At 35.7% G+C, this 24,512-nt stretch carries 22 protein-coding genes; 4 read left to right on the plus strand and 18 right to left on the minus strand.

The features are described 5' to 3' along the window. Positions 1 to 2 precede the first annotated feature (2 nt). Together dptF and dcm are read right to left on the minus strand one after the other, a co-directional pair. Positions 3 to 2,369, minus strand: a complete 2,367-nt coding sequence (gene dptF, locus AC1Q51_RS14195) for a DNA phosphorothioation-dependent restriction protein DptF (protein ID WP_109737133.1) — start codon at positions 2,367 to 2,369, stop codon at positions 3 to 5. Positions 2,370 to 2,627: 258 nt separating this feature from the next. Further along, on the minus strand, positions 2,628 to 3,911 hold the full coding sequence (gene dcm / locus AC1Q51_RS14200) for a DNA (cytosine-5-)-methyltransferase (protein WP_097984156.1): 1,284 nt from the start codon (positions 3,909 to 3,911) through the stop codon (positions 2,628 to 2,630). Between the two features lie 273 nt (positions 3,912 to 4,184). Between dcm and AC1Q51_RS14205 the strand changes: the two genes are divergently transcribed. After that, complete coding sequence (locus AC1Q51_RS14205) at positions 4,185 to 5,582, plus strand: Sau3AI family type II restriction endonuclease (protein ID WP_109737132.1); 1,398 nt, start codon at positions 4,185 to 4,187, stop codon at positions 5,580 to 5,582. Between the two features lie 109 nt (positions 5,583 to 5,691). Here AC1Q51_RS14205 and AC1Q51_RS14210 read toward each other — a convergent pair whose 3' ends face one another. The 3 genes from AC1Q51_RS14210 to AC1Q51_RS14220 are packed head-to-tail and all read right to left on the minus strand — an operon-like array spanning position 5,692 to position 8,949. Next, a complete protein-coding gene (locus AC1Q51_RS14210; RefSeq protein WP_492331563.1) occupies positions 5,692 to 6,666 on the minus strand; it encodes a tripartite tricarboxylate transporter substrate binding protein in 975 nt (324 codons plus the stop codon). Further along, complete coding sequence (locus AC1Q51_RS14215) at positions 6,663 to 7,340, minus strand: response regulator (protein WP_000921518.1); 678 nt, start codon at positions 7,338 to 7,340, stop codon at positions 6,663 to 6,665. The genes AC1Q51_RS14210 and AC1Q51_RS14215 overlap by 4 nt, the downstream gene beginning before the upstream one ends. Positions 7,341 to 7,359: 19 nt before the next feature. Then, complete coding sequence (locus AC1Q51_RS14220; RefSeq protein ID WP_098843174.1) at positions 7,360 to 8,949, minus strand: ATP-binding protein; 1,590 nt, start codon at positions 8,947 to 8,949, stop codon at positions 7,360 to 7,362. 226 nt (positions 8,950 to 9,175) lie between these two features. Between AC1Q51_RS14220 and AC1Q51_RS14225 the strand changes: the two genes are divergently transcribed. Continuing rightward, positions 9,176 to 10,495, plus strand: coding sequence for an MFS transporter (locus AC1Q51_RS14225; protein WP_098361260.1), 1,320 nt, complete (start codon positions 9,176 to 9,178; stop codon positions 10,493 to 10,495). 567 nt (positions 10,496 to 11,062) lie between these two features. Then, entirely contained in the window at positions 11,063 to 12,010 is a 948-nt protein-coding gene (gene blaIII / locus AC1Q51_RS14230) for a class A beta-lactamase BlaIII (RefSeq protein ID WP_086422253.1), read from the plus strand. 170 nt (positions 12,011 to 12,180) lie between these two features. Here blaIII and AC1Q51_RS14235 read toward each other — a convergent pair whose 3' ends face one another. From AC1Q51_RS14235 to AC1Q51_RS14290, 12 genes are all read right to left on the minus strand, one after another. Then, complete coding sequence (locus tag AC1Q51_RS14235) at positions 12,181 to 12,339, minus strand: hypothetical protein (RefSeq protein WP_002093894.1); 159 nt, start codon at positions 12,337 to 12,339, stop codon at positions 12,181 to 12,183. A 104-nt stretch (positions 12,340 to 12,443) separates the two neighbouring features. Further along, a complete protein-coding gene (locus AC1Q51_RS14240) occupies positions 12,444 to 12,605 on the minus strand; it encodes a hypothetical protein (RefSeq protein ID WP_016513667.1) in 162 nt (53 codons plus the stop codon). Between the two features lie 288 nt (positions 12,606 to 12,893). Beyond that, positions 12,894 to 13,289 carry an alpha-ketoglutarate permease gene (locus tag AC1Q51_RS14245; RefSeq protein ID WP_098842349.1) on the minus strand — a complete coding sequence of 132 codons (396 nt, stop codon included), beginning with the start codon at positions 13,287 to 13,289 and terminating at the stop codon, positions 12,894 to 12,896. Positions 13,290 to 13,825: 536 nt separating this feature from the next. After that, positions 13,826 to 14,350, minus strand: coding sequence for a nuclear transport factor 2 family protein (locus tag AC1Q51_RS14250; RefSeq protein ID WP_000764214.1), 525 nt, complete (start codon positions 14,348 to 14,350; stop codon positions 13,826 to 13,828). A gap of 151 nt (positions 14,351 to 14,501) precedes the next feature. Further along, positions 14,502 to 14,894 carry a nuclear transport factor 2 family protein gene (locus AC1Q51_RS14255; protein WP_001046367.1) on the minus strand — a complete coding sequence of 131 codons (393 nt, stop codon included), beginning with the start codon at positions 14,892 to 14,894 and terminating at the stop codon, positions 14,502 to 14,504. 4 nt (positions 14,895 to 14,898) lie between these two features. Next, the gene (locus tag AC1Q51_RS14260; protein ID WP_492331564.1) at positions 14,899 to 15,720 is read right to left on the minus strand and encodes an MBL fold metallo-hydrolase; all 822 of its coding nucleotides are present in this window, start codon (positions 15,718 to 15,720) and stop codon (positions 14,899 to 14,901) included. 325 nt (positions 15,721 to 16,045) lie between these two features. Further along, positions 16,046 to 16,666 carry a DsbA family protein gene (locus AC1Q51_RS14265; protein WP_000448622.1) on the minus strand — a complete coding sequence of 207 codons (621 nt, stop codon included), beginning with the start codon at positions 16,664 to 16,666 and terminating at the stop codon, positions 16,046 to 16,048. A 613-nt stretch (positions 16,667 to 17,279) separates the two neighbouring features. Further along, the gene (locus tag AC1Q51_RS14270; RefSeq protein WP_000544136.1) at positions 17,280 to 18,251 is read right to left on the minus strand and encodes an ABC transporter ATP-binding protein; all 972 of its coding nucleotides are present in this window, start codon (positions 18,249 to 18,251) and stop codon (positions 17,280 to 17,282) included. Continuing rightward, entirely contained in the window at positions 18,244 to 19,236 is a 993-nt protein-coding gene (locus AC1Q51_RS14275) for an ABC transporter ATP-binding protein (RefSeq protein ID WP_098834921.1), read from the minus strand. Before AC1Q51_RS14275 ends, AC1Q51_RS14270 begins: the two co-directional genes overlap by 8 nt. Before the next feature lie 26 nt (positions 19,237 to 19,262). After that, positions 19,263 to 20,114, minus strand: coding sequence for an ABC transporter permease (locus tag AC1Q51_RS14280; RefSeq protein ID WP_001065285.1), 852 nt, complete (start codon positions 20,112 to 20,114; stop codon positions 19,263 to 19,265). 6 nt (positions 20,115 to 20,120) lie between these two features. Continuing rightward, positions 20,121 to 21,071: an ABC transporter permease gene (locus AC1Q51_RS14285; RefSeq protein WP_000278778.1), complete on the minus strand. Its 951-nt coding sequence runs from the start codon at positions 21,069 to 21,071 to the stop codon at positions 20,121 to 20,123. Positions 21,072 to 21,126: 55 nt separating this feature from the next. Further along, positions 21,127 to 22,713 carry an ABC transporter substrate-binding protein gene (locus tag AC1Q51_RS14290; protein WP_046392390.1) on the minus strand — a complete coding sequence of 529 codons (1,587 nt, stop codon included), beginning with the start codon at positions 22,711 to 22,713 and terminating at the stop codon, positions 21,127 to 21,129. A gap of 318 nt (positions 22,714 to 23,031) precedes the next feature. Here AC1Q51_RS14290 and AC1Q51_RS14295 point away from each other — a divergent pair, with 318 nt between their 5' ends. Next, positions 23,032 to 23,370, plus strand: coding sequence for a hypothetical protein (locus AC1Q51_RS14295; RefSeq protein WP_000141783.1), 339 nt, complete (start codon positions 23,032 to 23,034; stop codon positions 23,368 to 23,370). 163 nt (positions 23,371 to 23,533) lie between these two features. Here AC1Q51_RS14295 and AC1Q51_RS14300 read toward each other — a convergent pair whose 3' ends face one another. Further along, positions 23,534 to 24,511, minus strand: a complete 978-nt coding sequence (locus tag AC1Q51_RS14300; protein ID WP_492331565.1) for an ornithine cyclodeaminase family protein — start codon at positions 24,509 to 24,511, stop codon at positions 23,534 to 23,536. Between the last annotated feature and the right edge of the window lies 1 nt (position 24,512).

Consider the following 24,512-nt stretch of genomic DNA (forward strand, 5'->3'; position numbering starts at 1 on the left):
TTCTAATCCCTTCTAAACGTAAATTCTTCAAAATCTTCGTCGTATGTTAGTCTAAACATTCCATTTTCATTAGATTGAACAAACAATAATTCTTTTTCTCTATTTCCTAATTTCATTATCTTATCCACAAATTCAACGAACTGAATGCAATCTTCTTTATCCTTTTTATTCGGACGATAACCTTTTGAAAGTTTGACCATCATTTCATATAATGGATAATCAATTTCTAAATATACAGGCGCTACTTTATCCTCATTGGAAAAAGCAAGTAATATATTTAATTTAAATCGATTTAAAACCTCTGGTTCTACCCCTTTCAAATGTCCTACAAACGGCTTAATTTTAAGAGACTGTGCAACCTGAGTAGTATCATTTGAGTAATCCATAAATACATAATCTGACTTCGGACTTCCGTTCCATAAGAAAATTGATTTTCTCGCTAAATTATACATATCTTTTAAATCAGATCGATTTCCTTTATTAAAGGCATATAAATATTCCATATATTTTTTATAATTTTCATCCCCAAATATTTCATTTAAAACCGGAGATAAAAATAATGACATACGTATTAATGTTTTATTGAATACCTGTCTAGATGAATCACTTAGCTCAAAGAAAGAACCCATTTCTTCTAGCCCTTCTATCCATCCATCAAGTCCATGTAAATTCAAATGCTTTTGGAAAGTATTCTTCATATTTACTGAATTGTTTAGCTCAATTAGCATTTGGTCTACACTATTTGATCGTAGATGAATAGGATCCATTTTAGAAATAACTGCTAGTAAATTTGATTTTTCTTGACCATCAAATAATAAATTCGGTAATAAGGCTTCGGTTTTTTCCATCATACCTGCCCCAAGAAAATCTTCATTCCCATGAGAAGGTACTAAAATATCATAAATAAAATTAAGCATGGAACGTGTCGAAATAATCATCTTATGCTTAACTATTGCTTCAATTAATATACTTAAAACACCATCTCGTATTTGTTGTTGTTGCAATAACTCATAATTCACCATAAAGAATCCATTTATACCACGTTGCTTATCCTTCAAATAAGCTTGATAGAATGGATTGTTTTCTGACTCAACCACAATTCGCTTTAAAATTGATGAAAAGTAATCTGATTTTGGCCCTTCACTAGTTAATTCAAAAGGTTGATAATCACTAAAGCTAATTAAGTGAAAATTACCGCTTTGTTGATTAGTAGCAACTTCATTTGCCTCAAATATTCCAGATTCCTCAATAAATTTTGTTAAAATTCGGTAGTTCTCTTTTGCATAATCTGATTCAATAAAGTTATGCAGAACTCCTAGGTTAATAGCTAAAATTAGCTTGAATCTAGAACCATCAATCTCACTATCACTATATGGCTTTAATACTTCCGCTAATGTATCAAGGGAACTCTTTTGTGGATCAAAACTTTCCGTAGCATCATTATGCACCGAAAACTCTTCCATCAATTCAGGATATTTATTTTTCACATACGATAATAAATGTGATTTCCCATCTCCAACGCTACCACACAAGAAAATTAATTGACTTGTATTTTGCCCAGCTGCTGCTGTTAGAGCAGACATCATATCGTTCTGTATCGTTCTTTCAACATGTAAATAATCCTTAAACGAACTAAATTCATTAGGATTTTCGATAGCCTCTTGAGATGATTCTTTCAGCTTCGAGAGTTCTGCTAGTAAATAGCTCTCTCCTTCTCCTAAAATAAAATCATCATACACAAAATTGTTATCTGCTTCTTCTTCGTTATCCACAGACTGTTTATCTTCAATTTCTAACCCTACCGCAATCTCAGCGTTATTTATTTCTGTTAATTCCTCAGTTTGATTTGATTTATTTTGTTTATTTGCAATCTCAATTAGCATTTTTAACTTTTCTTCTAAACTAGCAGATATCTTTTCTTCTAATTTCTCCACAATATGTACACTACTCTTCGGCTGTGGATGTTTGTATTTCGGGGCAACAAACTCATAACTCCCGTATACCTCCATAAACCATACTGCAATTTGGAATAGATTTTTATGCATTTTGAAAGCACTCTCTACCCCACTTTCAATATGTTCATGTGCCGCTTTATTTCCTAAATAGCGAACAGTATCAAATGCACGTGAAATTTCCTTTGATAAGATATCTTCTCTTTCTAATTTTTGAATACGCTCTACTTGCTTTAAGTATTGTACGTCGTGCAGTTCATGTTCTTCCGCAATGCGTTTTGATAATAGCTCTGCAAATATTCTTCCCTTAATTAAAACCGATTGGGGATCTTGATAAAAAATATTTTCAATATCTCTCCCCATCTCCACTAACTCGGGGAATACCTCTTGTAGAAAATCAAATGTATATTTCTCCAATGATGTAACACCTCTTAATCTAAAAATACGTTTCGAATATATTCCATATTATACAATATCTATAGAAGAATTGTTGGTATTAAGAAAAAAGGAAATTAGTGGTTTTTTTATTCATAATAAAATTAAACAGTTCCCACTACTCCATTCTTACTTTTAAAAGATTACATAAAAAATAACCTGAGTCTTTAACTATAGAACCCAGGTTATCCAACACTATATACTTTTAAGTTTTTCACAAAAACATGCTACATTTACTTTCTAAAATAAACTTAACTGTACAACACTATCCATCTTCTCTTCTTCTTTGTTAATCTCTAAAATCCTTTGACCCATTCGCTCCACCAAATCAACCACTAAAGCATTTCCCATGCAAAAGTACCTGTTTCTTTTTGGCATACCTGTATTCGTCCAATCCATCGGAAATCCATTTAATAACTCACATTCAACTGGTGTTAAGTATCTTAGTTTTTTTGTGTAAGGATCTTCAATTACATGAGAACTTCTATTACAAGTCCCTTCACTTGTTAACATTGTACGTCCAGGTTTATTTAAATCATCAGGGAAAGCCATTCCTCCCTCGGCATAGAAATATTTATGACCTGTCGCCTTTGATACCCTTTCTTCCTTTTTAGGCCCTTTAAGGTACTTAAGTTCCTCAAATTCCGTTCTTCCCTTTTTGTTAACCTTATCCATTTTCAAGTAATATGATTCATCTGCAGGACCAAATTTATCATATACTTTCTGAACAACCTCACCTAAAGTCTCTGGATTTTCCGTTACCGGAACTAATTCTTCGGTATATACTTGTCCATCTATCATCACGCCAGAATTATAGTATTCAGCTTTAAATGTATCAGAAACCTCAATAATATCGACTGGCAACTCAAATTGCCCTCTTTTTTTGTTTTCTTTAGGCGCTTCATGCACATTAAAAATCGGAGCGAAAAATCCATTTTCACATAATATCTCTAACGACTTCATTTCACTTTGAACTGATGCAAAATGAGATTCTTTTAAGTACGCGAAAATAAATACTCTTCGTCTTCTTTGTGAATTCCCATAATCCGCAGCGTTAATAACTCGCCATTCCACCGAGTACCCTGCATCTCTAAAGCTCGCCAGCATAATAGAAAAATCACGACCTCTTTGTTTTGCTGGTGATTTCAATAATCTATCTACATTCTCTAACAAAACAAATCTTGGCTTGCGAGAATTAACTATGTTCATTATCTCCCAAAAAAGAACACCTTTTTTCCCTTGTATTCCTTTTTCATTTGATATTGTGCGTGCTACTGAATAATCTTGACATGGAAAGCCACCTACCAATAAATCATGCTCAGGTATTTCTGGCCAAACCTCTGCTATATCTTTATTTTCATGTATTCCTTTATTTTCAAATTGAGTGATATAACAATCAAATGCATGTTGCGCTTTAGTTAAAGGCTCCCACTGATTTCCCCAAATAATATCAAAATTCTCGTTCGCTTCAAGTCCTAACCTAAAACCCCCCACTCCCGCAAAAAGTTCTACTACTTTCACCATAAATACACGAACATCCCTTCGGTGTTTTATTTCTTTATGCTTCATTATAATAAAAAGTAAGGAAAAGATCAATCCCTCCATTATGAGAGTAAACACTTCTATTCCATAATATAGATTTCGGATTTCCATATCTTATTTAGTAAGAAATCCTCTGATTTTCCTTTACATAATTTTTATCTCTATAAAATTAAAACAGCTTTTTATTATATCACAACTTTTCATTTAACAGTTTCTAAGCAAACTAATTAATATAGAATACGAAAGGGGATTACTATGGTTACATACGTTACACTAGATGAACTAATGTTAAAAGCAAAAAAAGCTGAAGGACAAAAATTTAATAAAATTGATTCAACAAATAAACTTACAACAGCAAATTCTAAAGGTGAACTTGGTCAGTTAATCAAAGAAGGATTTTTTGGGTATGAAAGCGCCTCAGATGCGGATATTAACTTTACAAACCTTGGAGTTAAACTAAAAGTAACACCTTTTAAGCAAAATAAAAATGGTTCTTTATCCGCTAAAGAACGCTTAGTTTTAAATATCATTAACTACATGGAGGAAGTTAATACATCTTTTGAAGAGTCTAGCTTCTGGGAAAAGAACAAAAAATTATTACTTATGTTTTACGAATGGAAAGCAGATTTAAATCGTCAAGACTTCCATATCGCAAAGAGTGTTCTATTTTCATATCCTGAAGCTGACTTAGAAATAATAAAGCAAGATTGGGAAACAATCGTATCTAAGATTCGTTCTGGAAAAGCACATGAGTTATCTGAAGGCGATACAAATTATTTGGGAGCCTGTACAAAGGGAGCAAATAAAAATTCAATTCGTCCACAACCATTTTCCGAAATACAAGCAATGCAACGAGCGTTTTCATTAAAACCATCTTATATGACTACATTAGTTCGTAGATATATCAAAAATGAAGAGTTAATAAGCTTCACAACAGCAAACGACTTAAAAGGAAAATCATTAGAGGAATTCCTTCATTCAAAATTCGAACCTTATATAGGATTAACAGATAAAGAGATTGCCCACTCACTAGAAATAGATTCTAAACCTACTGCAAAAAATTTCATTCCATCACTGGTAAGCTCTTTACTAGGTATTAAAAACACACGTCTTACTAATATTGAAGAATTCGCTAAAGCAAATATAGAATTTAAAACAGTCCGCCTAGAGCCAAACGGAAAACCAGAACAAAGCATGTCATTTGAAACTATTGATTTCCATCAATGGACAAATGAAGCATGGGAAGAGAGCGAAATTCGAGAACGCTTCTACCAAACCAAATTCTTATTTGTAATTTTTAAATTTAAACAAACAAAAAAAGAAAACCCAAACCGCGAGCTCTACTTTAAAGGTATTAAACTTTGGAACATGCCTGTTCCTACAATAGAAAAAGAGATACGTAAACTTTGGGAAGAAGTAAATACGGTGGTAAATGAAGGTATTCAACTTGAATATAAAACACGTGGTGATAAAACCGTTGAAGTAAATAACCTACCAAAAATGAATTTCAACGGCGTTGCACATATTCGACCAAAAGCCCGCAACGGTGCTGATAAAGTAACTTTACCTGATGGACAGCAAATTACAAAGCAGTGTTATTGGTTGAATAGTTCTTATATTGCTTCTGTTGTTGCCAATAGCGTTAACGAATAATTTATCTTTAGTTTCTATAACCATAAAAAACACCTTCTCACTTCACATGATTAGTACATACAGTGAGAAGGTGTTTTTACATAATTTATTGTAGAAGTACTCTCTCTCATCATCTCAAGCCAATTCCTCCTATCAACTCACCATACCCTAAACTACTCTCCTCCAAAAATCCCCTCGTCTCCCCACTATCCTTATAAAAACTCTCCCAACCCCGCTCCCTCAAAATCCCCTTCCAACTATCACTCTCAACCATCCTCTTAATCACACCATCCCAATAAGCAACCTCTTCCTCCGTCATATCTTTTGGTCCCATAATTCCTTTCCAGTGCTGGAAGATGACGTCGATCCCTTGTTCTTTCCATGTTGGGATTTGTGGTAGTCGGTCTATCCGTTTTGGTGCGGATACGGCTAGTATTTTTATTTTGCCGGCTTTGTATTGTTTTTCGGCTTCGGATAGGGTCATGGTTGCGGCGCCTATTTGTTTGTTCGTTAGGGCGTTTATGATTTTTTCTTTGTTGTCGTAGACGAAGAATTGTAGTTCGGCTGGGTTTATGCCGAAGGCTTTGCTTACTTGTACGAAGGATAGGTGATCGTCGTTTCCTAGGCCTGGGGCAACGCCGATTTTGAAGTTTTTCTTGTTTTGTTTTAGTTGTTCCATGAGTTGTTTTGCGTTTTCTATGTTTGAGTCTTTTGATACGACAACAACTTCCCAATCTGATGCTAGTAGCGCGAGCGGCGTGAAGTCTTTATATGTTAGTTTACTGTGGCCTAGTAGGTTGTTCGTTATGAGTAAGCTTGAGTTAATCGCCAGTACGTGACCACCTTTTTGTTTCGTATATTTCCATCCGACGTCACCGCTGCCACCTACTTTGTTTGTGACAGTGATTGGTTTCGTGAAGATTTTTTCTTCTGTTAGCGTTTTTTGCATCGCTCGCGCTGTTAAGTCCCACCCTGCTCCTTGAACGTTTGGCGCAACGATTTCTACTTTGTCGATGTTTACTTTATTCGTATGGGATTTTTCCGAGGCACAACCAGCTATTATTCCTATCATGATCCATATACATAGTAATAATCGTTTTTTCATAGCCCTCTTCCTATTCGGTACTTTCGTTCTGGTCGTCCGATAATGCCGTATGTGTATTCTACTGTGCATTCGTTTGTCGCTACTAAGTATTCTAAATATCTTCTTGCGGTTGTTCTGGAGGCCCCCATTTGTTCTCCCATTTCTTCTATTGTAATGCCCTCTTCAAATCCTTTTATAATCCCTTTCACTTTTTGCAGTGTTAACGGATCCACACCTGTCGGTAAGTTTTTTATGTCTTGTGTTTGCGAAGTCCCAAAGAAGTTATCGATGAGTGCTTGATTTACTTCATTGTTACTATGTAATAATTGCTTCTTTCTTTTATAGTCTTCAATGGTGCGAACGAATTTTTCTAACGTGACCGGTTTTATAAGGTAATTGCTTACGCCATTTCGAATTGCTTTTTCTAGCATATAGTTTTCATTCGCCGCTGTTACCATAATGACGTCAACGCTTGGAAAGTCAGCATGAATTTGTGGTAATAAGTCAGTTCCAATTCCATCTGGTAAGTAATTATCTAATAGAAGCAAATCGATTTCTTCCTTTTGTAGTAGTTCCATCGTTTCTTTCGCGTTCAATGCTTTTCCAATCACTTTTACGTCCTTTATTTTTAATAAAAACTCTTCCTGAATTTGCGCGACGCGGAAATCATCTTCTGCAATTGCCACCTTCAACATATGTCCATCCCCCTGTTTGTCATGTACTTTCTTTCAATGTTTTCGGAAGGTAAATTATAAAAATAGCTCCCCCATTTTTCTCGTTTTGAATTTCAATTGTTCCCTCTAGTAGATCTACCATTTCTTTCACGTTTGCTAGTCCGTAACCACGATCAGTTCCTTTCGTTGAAAATCCTTTTTGAAAAATGGTCGTTATTTTTTCTGCCGGTATTCCTATCCCGCTATCTATCACTTCAAACACAATATCGTGCCCAATATCCGTAACGAAGAAAGAAACTCTCTTCTCCTCTCGTTCACTCACCGCATCAAATGCATTATCAATTATGTTTCCAAGGATCGTAATAAGATGCGACACCTTTATATGGTCTGGTAACGGATGAAGCGCACTATCTCCTTCAATATGAAACTCAATTTTCTTCTCAGACGCTGTTCCGAGTTTTCCTAATAAAATAGCTTGTACTTTCGCATCGTGAATTTGATGGAACAAAATATGATTTTGGCTTTGATGAATGTTAGATTCTTGTTGGATAAATTCAATTGCTTCTTTGTAATGTCCTAACTGAAGTAATCCTGATAAGACGAAAAGTTTATTTGTAAATTCATGTGTTTGAGCACGTAAGTCCTCGGAATATTTTCTTACCTCAGATATCGTATTCACTAAGTTTTGCAGTTCTGTTTTATCTCTAAAACTACATACAACGCCTACCGTACTATTATTTTCGAGTATCGGTGTCATGTTTAAAATAAACACTTTATCTTGAAACGCGATTTCTTGATCGGTTTCTAGCACTCTTTCCATATTAAAATTCGGTAAAACTTTTGAAATGTGCTGCTGCATATAATCATCATTTACATGAAGCATTTCTTCTGCCGACGTGTTCATCATCGTAATAAAACCGTTTTGATCAATAGCTATAATTCCTTCTTTTATAGATAGTAGTATCGCGCTTCGTTCCCGGTATAACGCTGCGATTTCATTCGGCTCTAAACCGAGTGTATCTTTTCTGATGCTACGCGCTAAAAGGATTCCACCAACAATGCCGGCTAATAATACCGCTAAGGAAAAGAGTATAATTTCTTTCGTTCTACTCAATATGTTAGATTCAATACCTTGTATTGAAAACTCTACTGTTACAACGCCTACTACTTGATCATAGTCTCCGTTATGAACAATAATAGGTGCCTTTGCCATTAAGGCTGGACCACTTACACCATTTCCTTCAAGCGTATAGTACCCTCCAAAAGTGAGTGCCTCATAGTTATACGGGTTGTTACTCTTTGTTCCAATCAACCCCGAATTAGAATGTGAATACATAACCCCAAAACGGTCTTCTATAATGACATAATCTGCACCAGCTTGCTCCCGAACTTGTTCCGCAATGGATTGAATCGTATTTTTATGCTCGTTATTTTGAAAAGCATCTTTTATAGCTGGCATAAAAGAAAGCGACTTCGCTGTTTGCAGTGCTAGTTGCTCCACTTGGCGCTTCGTATCAACGGACTGAATGTACACAAATATTCCCGCTAATAGGAGAACGACAAATAAAATTAACGCGATAATTAAGCTTACTATTTTCGTTTGTAATGACACTTTGCGTGATTTCTTCATACTTCATATCCTTTGATAAAATATTCAAAACTATCAATCTCCTTTTTTCTATTATTATGACAAAACGAATAATGAAGCAACTATTAAAACTCTCCGTGTACATAAAGTACAAAAAGAATAAAATTGTCATAATATTGAGATTTTATTCTGCAGACAGTACAATTCAACTATAATGAACACGCTTTCATAATTATTATTTTATTTATAAGCAAGAGGAGGAATGATTATGGCTCAAGCAAAATCTAACCGAGTCGCCGGCAATATTTTCAAAGGTTCTGTCGGTAATTTAATTGAATGGTACGACTGGTACGTTTACTCTGCTTTCGCCGTTTATTTTTCAGCAGAGTTCTTTCCTAAAGGCGATCCAACGAGTCAGTTACTGAACACAGCGGCTATTTTCGCAGTTGGATTTTTAATGCGCCCTATCGGAAGTTTATTAATGGGACGCTATGCAGATCGGCACGGGCGCCGGGCAGCATTAACGCTTTCCATTACGGTTATGGCCGGTGGTTCTTTAATTATTGCCTGTACACCGAGTTACGAAAGTATCGGTATTATGGCGCCAATTATTTTAGTTCTTGCCCGTTTACTACAAGGATTATCACTGGGCGGAGAGTACGGAACTTCCGCAACGTATTTATCTGAAATGGCTAGTAGTGGACGCCGCGGCTTTTATTCAAGTTTCCAATATGTAACGCTCGTTGCCGGACAGATGGTTGCGTTAGGCGTTCAAATTGTTCTTCAGCAATTACTAAGCGAACCAGATATGAAAGCTTGGGGATGGCGTATTCCATTCATTATTGGAGCGATGGGCGCAGTAGCTGTATTATGGCTTCGCCGCACGATGGATGAGTCGGAGCAATTCTCAAACATAAAATCACAAAAACGCGAAAGCGCAGGAACCGTTCGCGCTCTTATGAAACATCCGAAAGCAGTATTAACAGTAGTCGGCCTAACTTTAGGAGGTACCGTTGCATTTTATACGTACACAACATATTTACAAAAGTTCATGGTAAACACAGTCGGCCTTCCAAAAGAAGTTGTAAGCTGGATTAACTTTGTCGCACTACTTATATTTGTCGTACTTCAACCGATTGCAGGGCTACTATCCGATAAAATTGGACGCCGCCCACTATTAATGGCATTCGGTATTCTCGGAACATTACTAACAGCGCCAATCTTCTTCTTCATGGAAAAAACGACAGAACCAATCGTAGCATTTTTACTCATGATGGTCGGTCTCATTATCGTTACTGGTTACACTTCCATTAACGCAATTGTAAAAGCAGAACTCTTCCCAACTGAAATTCGCGCACTTGGCGTAGGTTTACCATATGCACTAACAGTTGCGATATTCGGCGGAACAGCTGAGTTCATCGCATTATGGCTAAAGAGCATCGGAATGGAATCACTCTTCTACTTCTACGTAGCTGGCTGTATCGCGATAAGCTTTATTACGTATTGGCGTATGGATGAGTCATCGAAAACTTCGCAGATTGAGGCGGAGCTTGGTGGGGATAAATTAGTTAACAATAAATCTAGTTAAAATTATGTATTCTATTATCTTCGTTTATCTGAAAAAGCATAATTCGTTAATATGCAATTTAAAAACCTCTACTTATATGTAGAGGTTTTTGTATGACGAAAAAACACGTAGTTCCATTGTTATTTTACAAACCCCAAATTCTTCCTCATCTTAAAGTGGAACAAATTTATTACTTAGAGTGTCTAATAAGTGTATTTCTAATATGAGTTGTCCAGATTGGATACAACATATCCCGTTTGACATCTATTTTTATGTATTACAAAAAAATGAAAGGACTTATTATTCCCAAAAGTAAAAAACATGTATTGTAATACTTTCACAGGTGAACCATTACAAGTGGAAACAAAAAAGAAATAACGCAAACTGTGACTTATCAATCATATAAAGTGAAACTTTAATCAGCGGGGGTCTTACTGCCCGGCAAATAGCGGGATAAACGTTTTGGATGTCATTTAACCTGTGAAATTTTAGCTACAGTAGTATTGTTACCTTATGTCATCTTTAATTGCATCGGTATTTAGAATACCTAGACAAAATCCATATATTCTTGAAAGAGGTTGAAATTTTATGTTCGTTTTAAACAAGTTCTATAACATTTTACATTACAAAAAGATTGTACCTGTAGTATTACTTTCATGTGTATCACTTATAGGCTGTTCCAATAGTAATGCTCAATCTGAACCACCTAAACAAACGAATCAAGCTAATCAAATTAAACAAGAAAATACAGGAAATCAATCTTTTGCTAAACTTGAAAAAGAATATGATGCTAAGCTTGGTATTTATGCACTGGACACAGGTACGAATCAAACGATTGCTTATCATTCAGATGATCGTTTTGCGTTTGCATCTACATCTAAATCATTAGCTGTGGGCGCTCTTTTACGCAAGAACTCATTAGAAGCTCTTGATCAAAGAATTACGTATACTCATGAAGATCTTTCTAATTATAATCCAATTACTGAAAAGCATGTTGATACAGGAATGACGTTAAAAGAACTTGCAGATGCTTCAGTTCGATATAGTGACAGCACAGCACATAACTTGATTCTTAAACAGTTAGGAGGTCCCTCTGAATTTGAAAAAATCTTGAGAGAAATGGGAGATACTGTTACTACTTCAGAACGATTTGAACCTGAATTAAATGAAGTGCATCCAGGAGAAACACATGATACCAGTACACCAGAAGCAATAGCTAAGACGCTTCAATCATTTACATTAGGGACTGCACTTCCAATAGAAAAACGTGAACTATTAGTAGATTGGATGAAGAGAAATACAACTGGAGATAAATTGATTCGTGCTGGCGTACCAAAAGGATGGGAAGTAGCTGATAAAACAGGCGCGGGATCTTACGGAACAAGAAATGATATCGCAATTATTTGGCCACCAAATAAAAAGCCGATTGTTCTTGCTATACTTTCTAATCATGATAAAGAAGATGCTAAATATGATGATAAACTTATTGCAGATGCAACCAAAGTCGTGTTAAATACCTTAAAAGCTACGGAATAGAGGATAATAGGTTAAAAGTTTTCTATTTTAGGCGGTGTTTTCTCTAGAAGGAGTTGCACCGTATTTTCATCAACTAAAAATTTAATAGTGCCCCAAAAATGAAATTTGGTGCTCCCCCTAAAACATCTGGACTGTAATAGCCAATTAAAAAAATGCAAACCAAACGCCCCTTAATCAGTCGTTTGGTTTGCATTTCCTTTTTCTAAAACCACAGAAAAGATAAGCACTATAGTTAACAGCATAATAAACCTTACTTCACTTCCGTCACTTACAAAAAATGAATACAAAGTATATATTAAAATTAATATTCCATAAATAATTTTGTGCAATGTACTCCCTCCTTTTTGCCCTATATATTTTAGTATAAAAGTTTGATTTAAGTCCTATATCCAAATGAAAATACTTTTCTCTTGTTCATTTATCTATTTTCTTTTTATAACTCAAACTTCTTCGAATCGTACTTTTCTAGAGTTTGCTGCAATTCATCTTGTTCATATGGAATATGCTTATCTGTCTGTATATCTTCAACATTTGCTCCACCTGCTAATAATCTCCTGTACATAAAAGAGTGCCCTGTTAATACTGTTTTAATCATTTTGTATCGCCCTCCTTTTGTTTGATTACTTGTATCATAAAACAAGTATCTGAAGTTGATATGTAGTCTATCTAGAGTGTATGTAAATTTAGAAAATCTCTAATAAAATGTTTGTATTATAACGTTACCACCAAAACTATTGCCCTAAACACCATGATTTGAAGAGATAGGCCCCCATGTTCTAGTCTCAATTCTTCCTACAGTTCTATATTCAGTAGAACTAGTTAATTCCTATAATATAAAAAGAGCACCACTTTTTGGATGCTCCTCGTTATAACTATATATTATTTAATTTCCTTCTTTTGCTGGTACCATTTTTCCTTCTTGAGAATCTGTACCTTCTGTTCTTTCAACTGTTTTTGCATATTCTGGTTTCTCAGGGGATCCCATTTCAAATCCTGGTTGAGAATCTGTACCTTCTTTTGTTGGTACCATTTTTCCTTCTTGAGAACCTGTACCCTCTGTTCTTTCAACAGTTTTTGCGTTTCCTTTAGGAGTTGCTGGCACTGCATCTTTAGGTAAATCAAAGTTTTGTGAGAAAGACGTTGTTCCATCTACACTCTGTGTAATTACTTGATTTGGACTATCTTCATTTGACTTTAAATTGTCCATTTTCGCATCATCTGCACCTCCCGCTACCAATCCTGTACTTAAAAGTGCTCCTGCTAATAATGTTTTAATCATTTTTCATTACCTCCTGTTTATTTGTAATATTCATCAAAAAAGTATCTAGAGTTAATGTTTTAGTCATTATCTTTATCTACTTGCTTTTTGATTACATTTAGCATAAGACAAGAATCTATAGTTGATATGGACTGCATCTGGAGATTATGTAAAGAAAAATAGATGATCAATTGTATATCCTAATGGATGCTTAGACAAGATTGAAACTTTATATGAATTTGAATAATTGAGTTCCCCTTTGTTTTTGGGTGTGAGGGACTAACCCTTTCTAATTTGAAAGCAAACTTTTTATTAATTGAAGAATTAAAAGAGGTGGGGATCTTACTGCCCATTAATGCGGGATAAAAGAAAACCGCCTGAAATGATGTGTAATCGAATAGTAGTACATAAAAAAATACAAGTAACAATAAATTAAATCTCGTTAAAACAAAAAGGAGATGTCCCAGGCATGGTACTAGGACATCTCCTTTACTTATCTAAATTTCTAAATTTTATACAGCACTATCAATTAAACAATTATTAAATATATCTTCTATCTAAAACATCGTATTATCATTAGCTGCTTCACTTGGAATCTCTTGAATTACATCCCAGTGTTCAACAATCTTTCCATCCTTGATACGAAATATATCCACTATAGCAACTCCCTTATCTTGAGAATTAGTACGAGAATGTACATGAAGAGCAACTGTATCCCCTTCAGCTACCACACGTTTAATCTCTGCAGAGGAATTAGGATTTTTAACAAAATCCTCCTTAAAGAAATCCATGAAGGCTTTTCGTCCATCAGCAACAAAAGGATTATGTTGCTTATAATCTTCACTAACATATTTAGGGATAATATCGATATTATGTTTGTTAAAAACTTCATTATAGAAATCAACTACCATCTTTTTATTCTTTTCATTTTCTTTCACTTCTTTTGATACAGAAGCAACATTCTCGCTCTTTATTGAGTTCCCTTTGTTATTACCGGTGGAAGCTTGATATACCAAAGTCGAAACTACTCCTAAAATAAATACAGAAATAATTGTTATGATTAAACTTTTCTCTAATTTCATATATACCTACCTCTTCTACTTAAATAAGTTTTCTTCTATAAAAAGTTTGAAGAAGGAGAAACCTTCCCCAAAATGTAATGTCAGGGGTAATGTTAGGAATTTCATTTATCCTAACCTCCCCCTATACAAGGCATATTAGAAACGATTAACTCTAACTTAATACCTCATTAACAGTTGCACTGTCCACAATTTGAATAAACTTCTTAACCTTATCGTTCTCATCAAACTTATAAAGATGACAAAAATCTGCTACAAATGACTTACCTGTAGCTTTATATGTTCCACTATATTTTCCATACACAATAACAGTATTGTTATTAAAAGTATAAATTTCATCTTTAGCGCTATAGTCATCCCATTCCGTGCCAAGACGTTCATGTACGTTTTTCACTACTTCATCTGGACCTATATAAGTACCTGCATATGGAAACCCAGCAGCTTCTGTCCAAGATACATTTTCACTTAAATACGTTTTGAACGCATCCAATTTCCCTTCGCCAGTTAACACATACGTTTCATGTAATAGTTTTTGATATTTATTCATATCATTAACCCCAAGGCATTTCTTTTGTTACAACTTTTGCACTTAATTCTAATACACCTTTATTTGCATAGCCTGGATATACTGCTTCAAGTTTTGCCACAAAATCTTTTGAAGTTCCACTTTCCTCAGAAGCTTGAATCGCAGTTCTTAGATAATCCATTGTCGCAGTAAGTGCTTGATTATTTAGAGATTTTTCGATTGATCCATGGCTTGGTACAATTATGTCAGCATGTAATGCTTGTAACACTTTCAAGTTCTCAATCCACGCCTCCATCGCCGCTTTTGAACTAGTATCCGCTAAGAATACATGTATTTCGTTAAATACATCAATACCACCAATTAATACTTTTAGTTCTTTATTAAATAGGCTAGTTCTGTAATGATCTAAGCCTACTAGTTCAAATGTTAAACCCTGAAAATCAATCGCTTTTTCTTTAAACACTTGAGGTAATACCACGTTACTTGGTGCATTTTCTCCAAGGGCGTCTTTCCAAACTTTTAATTTCCCTAAGACAGAATGAACGATATGTTCAACAGTAGACTCTGTTGCATACGCTATAGCTTCTGGGTAAACGGCTTTAATGCTCTCTAATCCAAAGTAGTAGTCTGGATCCCCATGAATAATAAAGATTTTATCTAAAGATAAGTCGTTTTTTTTCAAATACTCAACAATTTCTTTCGAATCAGATTGAGTAAATTTTGAGTTTATTAAAAATGCATGTCCTGCTTTCTCAACTAATGTTGCTGTGACCATAAAGCTTTTTTCGTCCGAACTAAACACCGTTAATTTCACATCTTTTTGATTTGTATCGATTGTTTTAAACATAGTATGTTATTCTCCTTTTGTTAAAGTTATGAACTAATTATCATATTTTTATCTTGTTCCGATAAAGTGAAACTTTAATCAGTGGGGGTTTTGTTCATCCCCCACTGATTATTAGTTGAACCAATCGGACTTTTACGGACAGTTGATCCCCCACCTAACTTCTTTGCTTCCACTGAATTTTGAGGTGGGGGTCTTACTGCCCGTTAAAGCGTGATAAAATCTCCCACTCCCATTCATCTGAAAGTGTAATAGTACTGGCGAATATTCCGGAGATGAATGTCAGGTGGCCTAAGATAACATGTTTGCTACTATATCCTAAATTTTCTTAATATAAATTTTTAAAACGTGCTTCAATTTTATCCGGCGTCATTACGCCACCACCAATAGGAATAATTTGATTATCCTTTTGTAAAAGTAAGGAAGGATAGCTATTAACACCAAGCTGTCGAACTTTATTGAAATCATTTTGGACATCTATTATTGTTTCTTGAGCGTTTAAACGTTCTAATACTTGTTCAGGGTCCAAACCATGCTCGATTGCAATCTTGCGATATGTTTCAGGATCACTCAGACTTTGGCCCTCATAATAAAACGCTTTTTGCATAGCCGAAGTGAATTCTAATAAACGGTCTGGCGCTAATGAGCGTAAAGCTGAAAAGCCAATTGCAGCATCTTTCGAATTCATTTTAAAAGTCCCTTCCTCCACCAATTTTTGATATGAAGGACCAAATTCAGCACCTGTAAGTTGATTAATTCTTTTATTTCCTTCTTCTATATATGAGAAGTTTTTCATTGGTAAATTATCTAAAAATAACCCTCCACATAAAACCGTTAATGGCACTTCAGTGTGGTTTTTGTAAAATCCTTTAATACTTTCTGAAAAACCATAGCACCATCCACAATATGCATCCCATACGTAAATAAGGTTATCTTGTTTCGTCTCCATTTAAATCTCCTACCTTTTTTTTATTATCCAGCTCAACTAAATTTTTGGTTTATATAAGTACATCTTTTTATACCTTGTTCTTTTTTAGATACCTTACTATATTTCCCCAAAACTAATATTTCCAAAGAAAGATCCACCAATGTTTTTAACAAAAGATAACGTTGCACCTTATTGCCCCGTAACAGAAAATACTAAAGCTTAGAATATGCATTGATTTGAATGTGTTAGTAACTTTCTACACCGGGTGGCAACGTATGGACCACCATCCTTAATTAAATATATAAATCATATTTTTAGCAGATATTAGTTGTAACTAAATTGATTACATCTTTATGTAACTATTTTAGTTACAACTAATATAGAAGTCAATTCTTTTTTTCGAAAACATTAAATTTCTACATTAATCTACAACCAATCCCACTCTTTAAAAAAATATATCAACGATTATTCGATTATATCGATCGTAACTCCGAATATATCAACGTTTCGACACAACATATCGATTTACCGACAAATTTCGAGCGCGTTATCTCCTAAACTAACAACCAATCCCACATCACATTCACCTACAAAGAAAAAAAGCACCAGGTCCCCCCAATGCTTTTCCTCAAATCTAAAACAAATGACAAGCCACCTGATGCCCCTTCGCAATCTCCACCATTTTCGGTACTTCCTGCGCGCATTTTTCAGTGGCGAATTTGCAGCGCGTTCTGAATTTGCAGCCGGATGGTGAGTTTAGTGGGCTTGGTACTTCTCCCTCTAGGATGATCCGTTCTTTGCCTGTGTTTGTTGGATCTGGTTCTGGCATAGATGAGAGTAGTGCTTGTGTGTATGGATGTGCCGGTTTTGTGTATAGGTCTTCACTATCGGCAATTTCTACTATGTTTCCTAGGTACATGACTCCAATTCGGTCTGATATGTGCCTTACCATCGATAGGTCATGTGCGATGAATAAGTATGTGACTCCTGTTTCTTCTTGAATGTCTTGCAGCATGTTTACGACTTGTGCTTGGACTGAAACATCGAGTGCTGAGATTGGTTCGTCACATAGGATAAAGTCTGGTTTTACAGATAGTGCGCGCGCGATGCTAATGCGCTGGCGCTGGCCTCCACTAAATTCGTGCGGGTAGCGATATAAGTGTTCTTCTTTTAATCCTACCTTTTTCAGAAGGTCTAAAATGATTTCTTTTTGTTCTTCTTTTTCGTAAGATCCGTGAATGTTCATCGGCTCGCTAATAATTTGGAATACATTCATTGCCGGGTTTAATGATGCGTATGGATCTTGGAAAATAATTTGCATTCGTTTTCTATATTCTTTTAGTTCACTTTCTTTTAAACTTGCGATATCTTTTCCGTCGAATAAAACGTTACCTGAAGTGACATCGTGTAAACGAATGATGCTTCTTCCTGTCGTTGATTTTCCGCAACCTGATTCTCCTACTAATCCGAATGTTTCACCTTTTTTAATGGTGAAGCTAAGGTCATCGACTGCTTTTAATTGCTCTGTTTTCCTGCCAAATAGTCCTTTTTTAATAGGAAAATACTTTTTTAAGTTCCGAACTTCAATTAAGTTTTCTTCATGCATGTGAATCACCTACTGTCTTATCGTTTAACCAGCACATGGAACGTCTTTCGTTTCCGATTTCAAAATATGGCGGACGTTCTTTTTCACAAATGTCCATCGCATGCGGGCAACGCTCTGCGAATGGGCAACCTTGTGGCGGGTTTAATAAGTTTGGCGTTACACCTTGAATAGGAGCGAGTCTTTCTTTTACGCCGTTCGCTATTTTTGGCAAAGAGTTTAATAGCCCTTTCGTATATGGATGATTCGGCGATTGGAAAATATCAAGTACAGGTCCTTCTTCCATAATAAGCCCGCCGTACATAACGATAACGCGCGTACAGTTTTGCGCGACGATTCCTAAGTCATGCGTAATAAGAAGTAACGCCATATTCGTTTCGTTCTTTAAGTTTTTCATTAAATCTAGTATTTGCGCCTGTATCGTTACATCAAGTGCAGTCGTCGGTTCGTCAGCAATAAGAAGGTCCGGATTACAAGACATCGCCATTGCGATCATAACCCGCTGCTTCATACCACCGCTTAGTTCATGCGGATATTGTTTTACCCTTTCTTCTGGTGACGAAAGGCCGACTTGTTTTAACAAGTTGATCGCGATCTGCTCTACTTCTTTCTTTTTCACTTTTTGATGACGTATAATTACTTCCGTCATTTGTTTCCCAATTTTCACGACCGGATTTAGCGCTGACATTGGGTCTTGAGAGATAAGTGAAATTTGATTTCCTCTAATAGAACGCAATTCTTTTTCAGATTTAGAAAGTATGTTTTCATTATGAAAAAGGATTTCCCCTTCTTTCACTTTTCCTGGTGACGTAACGAGAGACATAACAGACTTCGCCATTACACTCTTCCCGCTTCCAGATTCCCCAACGATACCGACTACTTCTCCTTTATTTAAGCGAAATGTAACGCCGCGAACCGCTTCAACTTCGCCACTTTCTATGAAAAAAGAAGTCTTTAAATTTTTCACTTCTAGTAGTTTTTCAGACACGCTTCTCACTCCTTTCACTTAACACTTTAGTTTTCATGTCCGGCTCCTTTTGGTGCGAAAGCTTTCTTCAATGCTTCACCAATTACGTTAAAACTAAGTACCGTTAAAAGGATAAGGAATCCTGGGAATAGTGTTAAATACCAAGCTTCACCAATATATCCTTGCGCATTGTTTAGCATGCTGCCCCAAGAAGAATCTGGTTCTCTAATACCTAAACCTAAGAAACTAAGTGATGATTCCATTAAAATCGATGTCGCAATCGTTAATGTCGCGGCGATAATAATGGTTGATAAAATGTTAGGAATGATATGTCTTACAATAATCATAAGTGATTTTTGTCCTGATACTTTTGCGTATAAAACGTACTCACGCTCTTTTACAGATAACGTTTCTGCCCTTACAATGCGCGCGGTGTCCATCCATGTTAGTAATCCGATAATAAGAACTAACGTCGTAATTCCTGGTTTTAAATACGCATTTAATAGTAGCATTAAAAAGAATGATGGAATTGACATCAGTACTTCAACAACTCGCATTAAAAAGTTGTCTAACTTTCCGCCAAAATATCCGCTAATTGTTCCAACTGCAGTACCGATTGTAATAGAAACAACCATCGCAAGGAAACCGACCGCAAGTGAAACTCGTCCGCCATATAACGCTCTCGTTAAGTAATCCCTTCCGTAATCATCCGTTCCGAAAGGATGACTCATACTTGGTTCTTGTAAGCGATCTGGAATCGACATTTTGCTAGGATCGTACGGCGATACGAATGCGAAAATTGATGCGACCGTTAAAACCGCAAGTATAATAACTCCCATTGCAACAAACTTATTTTTCGTAAAGCTATGTTTTATCGTTTGAAATCTCCTATTATTCATTCCAAATCACCCCCTCATTCGAATGCGCGGATCTACTACGCCATATAAAATATCAGCAATTAAGTTACCGAGAATTAACATGAATGATGATAGTAATGTAATTGCCATGATAATCGGATAATCAAATCTAAAAATAGCATTTACCCCCAGTGAACCAAGACCCGGCCATGAAAATACTGTTTCTGTAATAAATGCTCCGCCTACTAAACTTGGAATCGATAATCCGAAAATTGTAATGATCGGTATTAGTACATTTCGAAGTACGTGATTAAATAACACTGTTTTCTTTGAAGCGCCGTACGCATATTGAATTTGTACATATTCTTCTTCTAATTGCTGAATCGTACTTGAACGAATATATCTCATATAAACAGATACGTTTTGGAACGCTAGCACCATACAAGGTAAAATGCCGTGTTGCACAATATCCCAGACAGAATCTTTACCAACGGTGCGCATACCCATACTCGGAAGTAGGTTCAATTTTAAAGAGAATAAGTAGACTAATAGTAGTGCAAACCAGAAAACCGGCATAGAAATACCAACGTATGAAATAAAGTTTACAATGCGGTCAAAGAATGAATTCTTTTTCACACCTGTAAATAGTCCAAGCGGTATTGCGATTACGAATGAGACGAGTAAAGATGATCCCATTAACCCAATTGTTGCAGGTAATCTTTCTGTGATAAGTTCCAAAACAGGACGATGATTTTGAAGTGAGTAACCAAAGTTTCCTGTTAAAATGTTTTTTAACCATAAAAAATACTGCACGTAAATTGGTTGATCTAGTCCTAAACTTTTGCGAATACGCTCCACATCAATTGGACTCATGTTTGGCGTTACAAAGTTTCGAACCGGATCCCCCGGCGCTAGCTTTATTAATAGAAAAGAAATAATAGAAATAACAAATAAAAGCGGAATTGCATTTAAAAGCCTCTTCGCAATTACTTTATACACAAACTTCCCCCCTCAAGCTAAAGAAGCTGATTTCCACCAGCTTCTTTATTGTTTCTTATTTCACTTCATAAATCTTAGATAGATCTTCAAACATTGTGACAGGAATTGCTTTCGCTTCTTTTAATCCATCAAACTTTTTATCTACTGCAATAACTGCTTTCGGATACGCGATTGGTAGATAAGGTACGTCTTCTCTAGCTGTCTCTTGAATTTTATGGTATAGCTCTGCGCGTTTTGTTTTATCTGTCTCAACTGCAGCCTCTTCCCATAACTTATCGAAATCAGCGTTTTTATATCGTGCATAATTGTATTCAGCATTGCTTAAGAATAAGCTCTTATATGAATCTGGCTCAGGTCCCATTATGTAACCACCAAATGTAATGTCATATTCTTTATTCTCTTTATCTAAGCCTTTTTCACTTGCCGCACTAGCATCTAATGCATTTAGTTCAACTTCTAAGCCAACTTCTTTTAATTTTTGTTGTGTATATAACGCTAAGCTTTCCATAATTTTATTATTCGTTACATACATCACACGTACTTTTTCCTTATCTTTCACGCCAGCTTTTGCTAATAAATCTTTCGCTTCTTTTTTATCATACTTATAGTCTTTAATATCTTTCGCATAATACATAGCGTCTGGCGTTAAGATTGAATTTGCTGGTTCTGCAAATTCACCTGAAACGAATGCTGAGTTAATCATTTCTTTCTTATCTAACGCATGCGCAATTGCTTGGCGCACTTCTTTTTTCTTCATAAGATCAGTATTCATGTTATAAGATAAGTAGAATAGTCTACCTTCAGGGAATGTCACCATTGAGAAGTTCCCAGTGCTATCTAATTTCTTAAAGTCTTGCGGCTCAATCATCTTCATGTTGATTTGACCATTTTGCAGTGAAACATTTGCTGTATTACGGTCTTTTACAACGCGGTATACGATAGAGTCTAACTTAGCTTTCCCACCTACATAATCATCAAATCGATCTAATGCAACATACTCATCTGATTTATACTCTTTAAACTTAAACGGCCCTGATCCTACAGGCTGTAAGTTTTTCTTACTCTTCGCTAAATCTGCTTCCCCTTCAAATACATGTTTCGGAATTGGGAAGAAATCATTCATCACACCTTCGAAAGATGCGCTTACTTGCGGTAAAACGAATTGAGTTGTTAACTCATCTACCTTTTTCACCTCAAGCGGCTTTCCTTTAAAAATAAAGTTTTCACGGCTTGAGCTATTTTGCTTCTCATCTAAAATAGATTGGAATGTAAATGCAATATCATCTGATGTAATCTTCTTACCGTCATGCCATTTCAAATTATCCTTTAACTTCAGTGTCCAAGTTAATTGATCTTCTGAAGGCGTAAAGCTCTCAGCAAGAACAAACTTTTTCTTACCGTCTTCCATATGATATAGCGGCGCATATAAAGCTTGCTGCACAGTTAATGACACACGATCATTCGCATAAAGCGGATTCATCGTATCTGGATTATCGCTAACACCAATCGTTAACGCCCCTCCGTCTTTCGGAGTCCCTGATTTACTAGTTCCTGCTTGCTTCGAATCTTTTTCCCCTGAACAAGCAGCTAATGCAATAAATAATAGTAGGACAAATGGTAATACAAACAACTTCTTCTTCATATTTCGACCCCTCTCGACTATTTACACCTATAAGAAAACTCGGAATTAATACCGAGTTTTCTTATAGGTTTTAAATTACCACTACCGGTATGTATTGTCAAACTTTTTCGCAAAGGTAGAAAGTTTGTAATCTATTAATGCATTCTTGCGATAAACTATATTTATGCGGAGGAGAAAATAAAAAGACCACGAATAAGTAGCCTCATAAAATGAGTTAAAAAACTATCAACTTACAGAAAACCCCTCTAAAATGATTGTTTTATATGATCGAAAATGTAGAATGAAATTAAAGACAAAAAACACATTTAGGAGGTTATCATGACATTTGATGAATTGAAAAAAAATAAACCAACAACCTCATGGGTTGAGTATGATGAAGATGGGGAATTTTTTACTGAAGAAAATATAAGTGCAACAAATACAGTTCTTGACACTTACATTAACAACTTACAGCGATTAGGAGAGAATCCAACCGAAGTCGAAGTAATGCAAGTTGTTAAAGAGGTAGTTATTAAATTAAATGAATTAAATATCGAACATGAACATTTTATCGAAACAATGGAAAGAGAAGATCTCTATGAATTTATCGATACAGCAGCACGAATAGCTGGCTTAGAATCCGAGGAAGATATAACAGAAGAATGGCGTGAATGGTAAAAAGTTGCATCTCTAATAATTAGAGGTGCAACTTTTTCATATACCAATTGAATGAATGATTTGATGTCCGCGCAGAATTCATATATTTCAACATAATATTAAAAGGCTTCAATTATAAATACTAGCACACCCATCCTGACAAAAAGACCACCAAAAGGCAGTCTCAAAACTCAATCTTATTCCCTACTCCTTGCTCCACCGCTTTCTCATACAAATACTTCGCAACGATAATATCTACTACCGCCAAACCAACTGATTTGAAAATAGTAATCTCTTCATCATTTTCGCGGCCAGCTTTTTCTTTGCTTATAATTTGACCAAGTTCAGCTTGAATGGCGTTTGCTTTGAATAGACCTTCTTTTATCGGAACTTGAAGGTCTCCTGTTTCGTCTAGTGCTGCTTCTTTTGATTCGACTACTACTTTGTTTGCTTCAGCTATGGCATGTGAGGGTAGTTCTTGCATGCTCGGTCTGAATGAGCCGACGGCGTTTACGTGGACGCCTTTTTGTAGTGTTTCTGAGAAGACTGGTGTGGTTGCGTTCGTAGTTGTGACGATAATGTCTGCTTCACGTATTGCTTCATTTGGATCCCTGTAAACGTAAGCAGGTTTACCAAATTTCTCTTGTATATGTTGCGCAAATGCATACGCTTTTTCTTCTGTTCGATTGTATAAGATGACTTTTTCGATATCTCTAACTGCAAATATTGCTTCGGCAATTCCTTTCGCTTGTTCGCCCGTGCCGATAATGCATAAAGTTTTTGCATTATGACGAGCTAAATATTTTGTCGCTACTCCTGATAAGGCGCCCGTTCGGATCATCGTTAAGTACGATCCTTCTAGAAGTGCGAGCGGTTCTCCCGTTTGAAAGTCTGATAGCATCACAATCCCATTGATCGTTTTCTTTCCTATCTGTTTATTTTGCGGGACTACCGTTACTATTTTTACTCCAAGTGCCTCAAGTCCTTCCGCTACTGAAGGCATAATTAATGCCGTATTTTGCTCGTTCGCAAATGGTAATGAGCCTCTTATTGGTGTAATCGTTCTTTCTGCGGAAAATTCTTTTAAAGCAAGCGCCGCGTATTCAATAACTTCATTCATATTTACTAAGTTTCTTTGTTCGTTCGCGCTTATAACTAGCATA

Source organism: Bacillus sp. MT94 (assembly GCF_058792475.1).

What these genes read in the sequence shown, in the direction of transcription:
- AC1Q51_RS14245 (WP_098842349.1), bottom strand. Translation starts at nt 13,289, where the DNA reads ATGATTAAAACATTATTAGCAGGAGCACTTTTAAGTACAGGATTGGTA.
- AC1Q51_RS14250 (WP_000764214.1), bottom strand. Translation starts at nt 14,350, where the DNA reads ATGAAATTAGAGAAAAGTTTAATCATAACAATTATTTCTGTATTTATT.
- AC1Q51_RS14215 (WP_000921518.1), bottom strand. Translation starts at nt 7,340, where the DNA reads ATGTTGAAGGTGGCAATTGCAGAAGATGATTTCCGCGTCGCGCAAATT.
- AC1Q51_RS14205 (WP_109737132.1), top strand. Translation starts at nt 4,185, where the DNA reads ATGGTTACATACGTTACACTAGATGAACTAATGTTAAAAGCAAAAAAA.
- AC1Q51_RS14265 (WP_000448622.1), bottom strand. Translation starts at nt 16,666, where the DNA reads ATGGAGACGAAACAAGATAACCTTATTTACGTATGGGATGCATATTGT.
- AC1Q51_RS14295 (WP_000141783.1), top strand. Translation starts at nt 23,032, where the DNA reads ATGACATTTGATGAATTGAAAAAAAATAAACCAACAACCTCATGGGTT.
- AC1Q51_RS14300 (WP_492331565.1), bottom strand. Translation starts at nt 24,511, where the DNA reads ATGCTAGTTATAAGCGCGAACGAACAAAGAAACTTAGTAAATATGAAT.
- AC1Q51_RS14280 (WP_001065285.1), bottom strand. Translation starts at nt 20,114, where the DNA reads ATGAATAATAGGAGATTTCAAACGATAAAACATAGCTTTACGAAAAAT.
- dcm (WP_097984156.1), bottom strand. Translation starts at nt 3,911, where the DNA reads ATGGTGAAAGTAGTAGAACTTTTTGCGGGAGTGGGGGGTTTTAGGTTA.
- AC1Q51_RS14240 (WP_016513667.1), bottom strand. Translation starts at nt 12,605, where the DNA reads ATGATTAAAACAGTATTAACAGGGCACTCTTTTATGTACAGGAGATTA.
- AC1Q51_RS14255 (WP_001046367.1), bottom strand. Translation starts at nt 14,894, where the DNA reads ATGAATAAATATCAAAAACTATTACATGAAACGTATGTGTTAACTGGC.
- AC1Q51_RS14220 (WP_098843174.1), bottom strand. Translation starts at nt 8,949, where the DNA reads ATGAAGAAATCACGCAAAGTGTCATTACAAACGAAAATAGTAAGCTTA.
- AC1Q51_RS14260 (WP_492331564.1), bottom strand. Translation starts at nt 15,720, where the DNA reads ATGTTTAAAACAATCGATACAAATCAAAAAGATGTGAAATTAACGGTG.
- blaIII (WP_086422253.1), top strand. Translation starts at nt 11,063, where the DNA reads ATGTTCGTTTTAAACAAGTTCTATAACATTTTACATTACAAAAAGATT.
- AC1Q51_RS14270 (WP_000544136.1), bottom strand. Translation starts at nt 18,251, where the DNA reads ATGCATGAAGAAAACTTAATTGAAGTTCGGAACTTAAAAAAGTATTTT.
- AC1Q51_RS14290 (WP_046392390.1), bottom strand. Translation starts at nt 22,713, where the DNA reads ATGAAGAAGAAGTTGTTTGTATTACCATTTGTCCTACTATTATTTATT.
- AC1Q51_RS14225 (WP_098361260.1), top strand. Translation starts at nt 9,176, where the DNA reads ATGGCTCAAGCAAAATCTAACCGAGTCGCCGGCAATATTTTCAAAGGT.
- AC1Q51_RS14210 (WP_492331563.1), bottom strand. Translation starts at nt 6,666, where the DNA reads ATGAAAAAACGATTATTACTATGTATATGGATCATGATAGGAATAATA.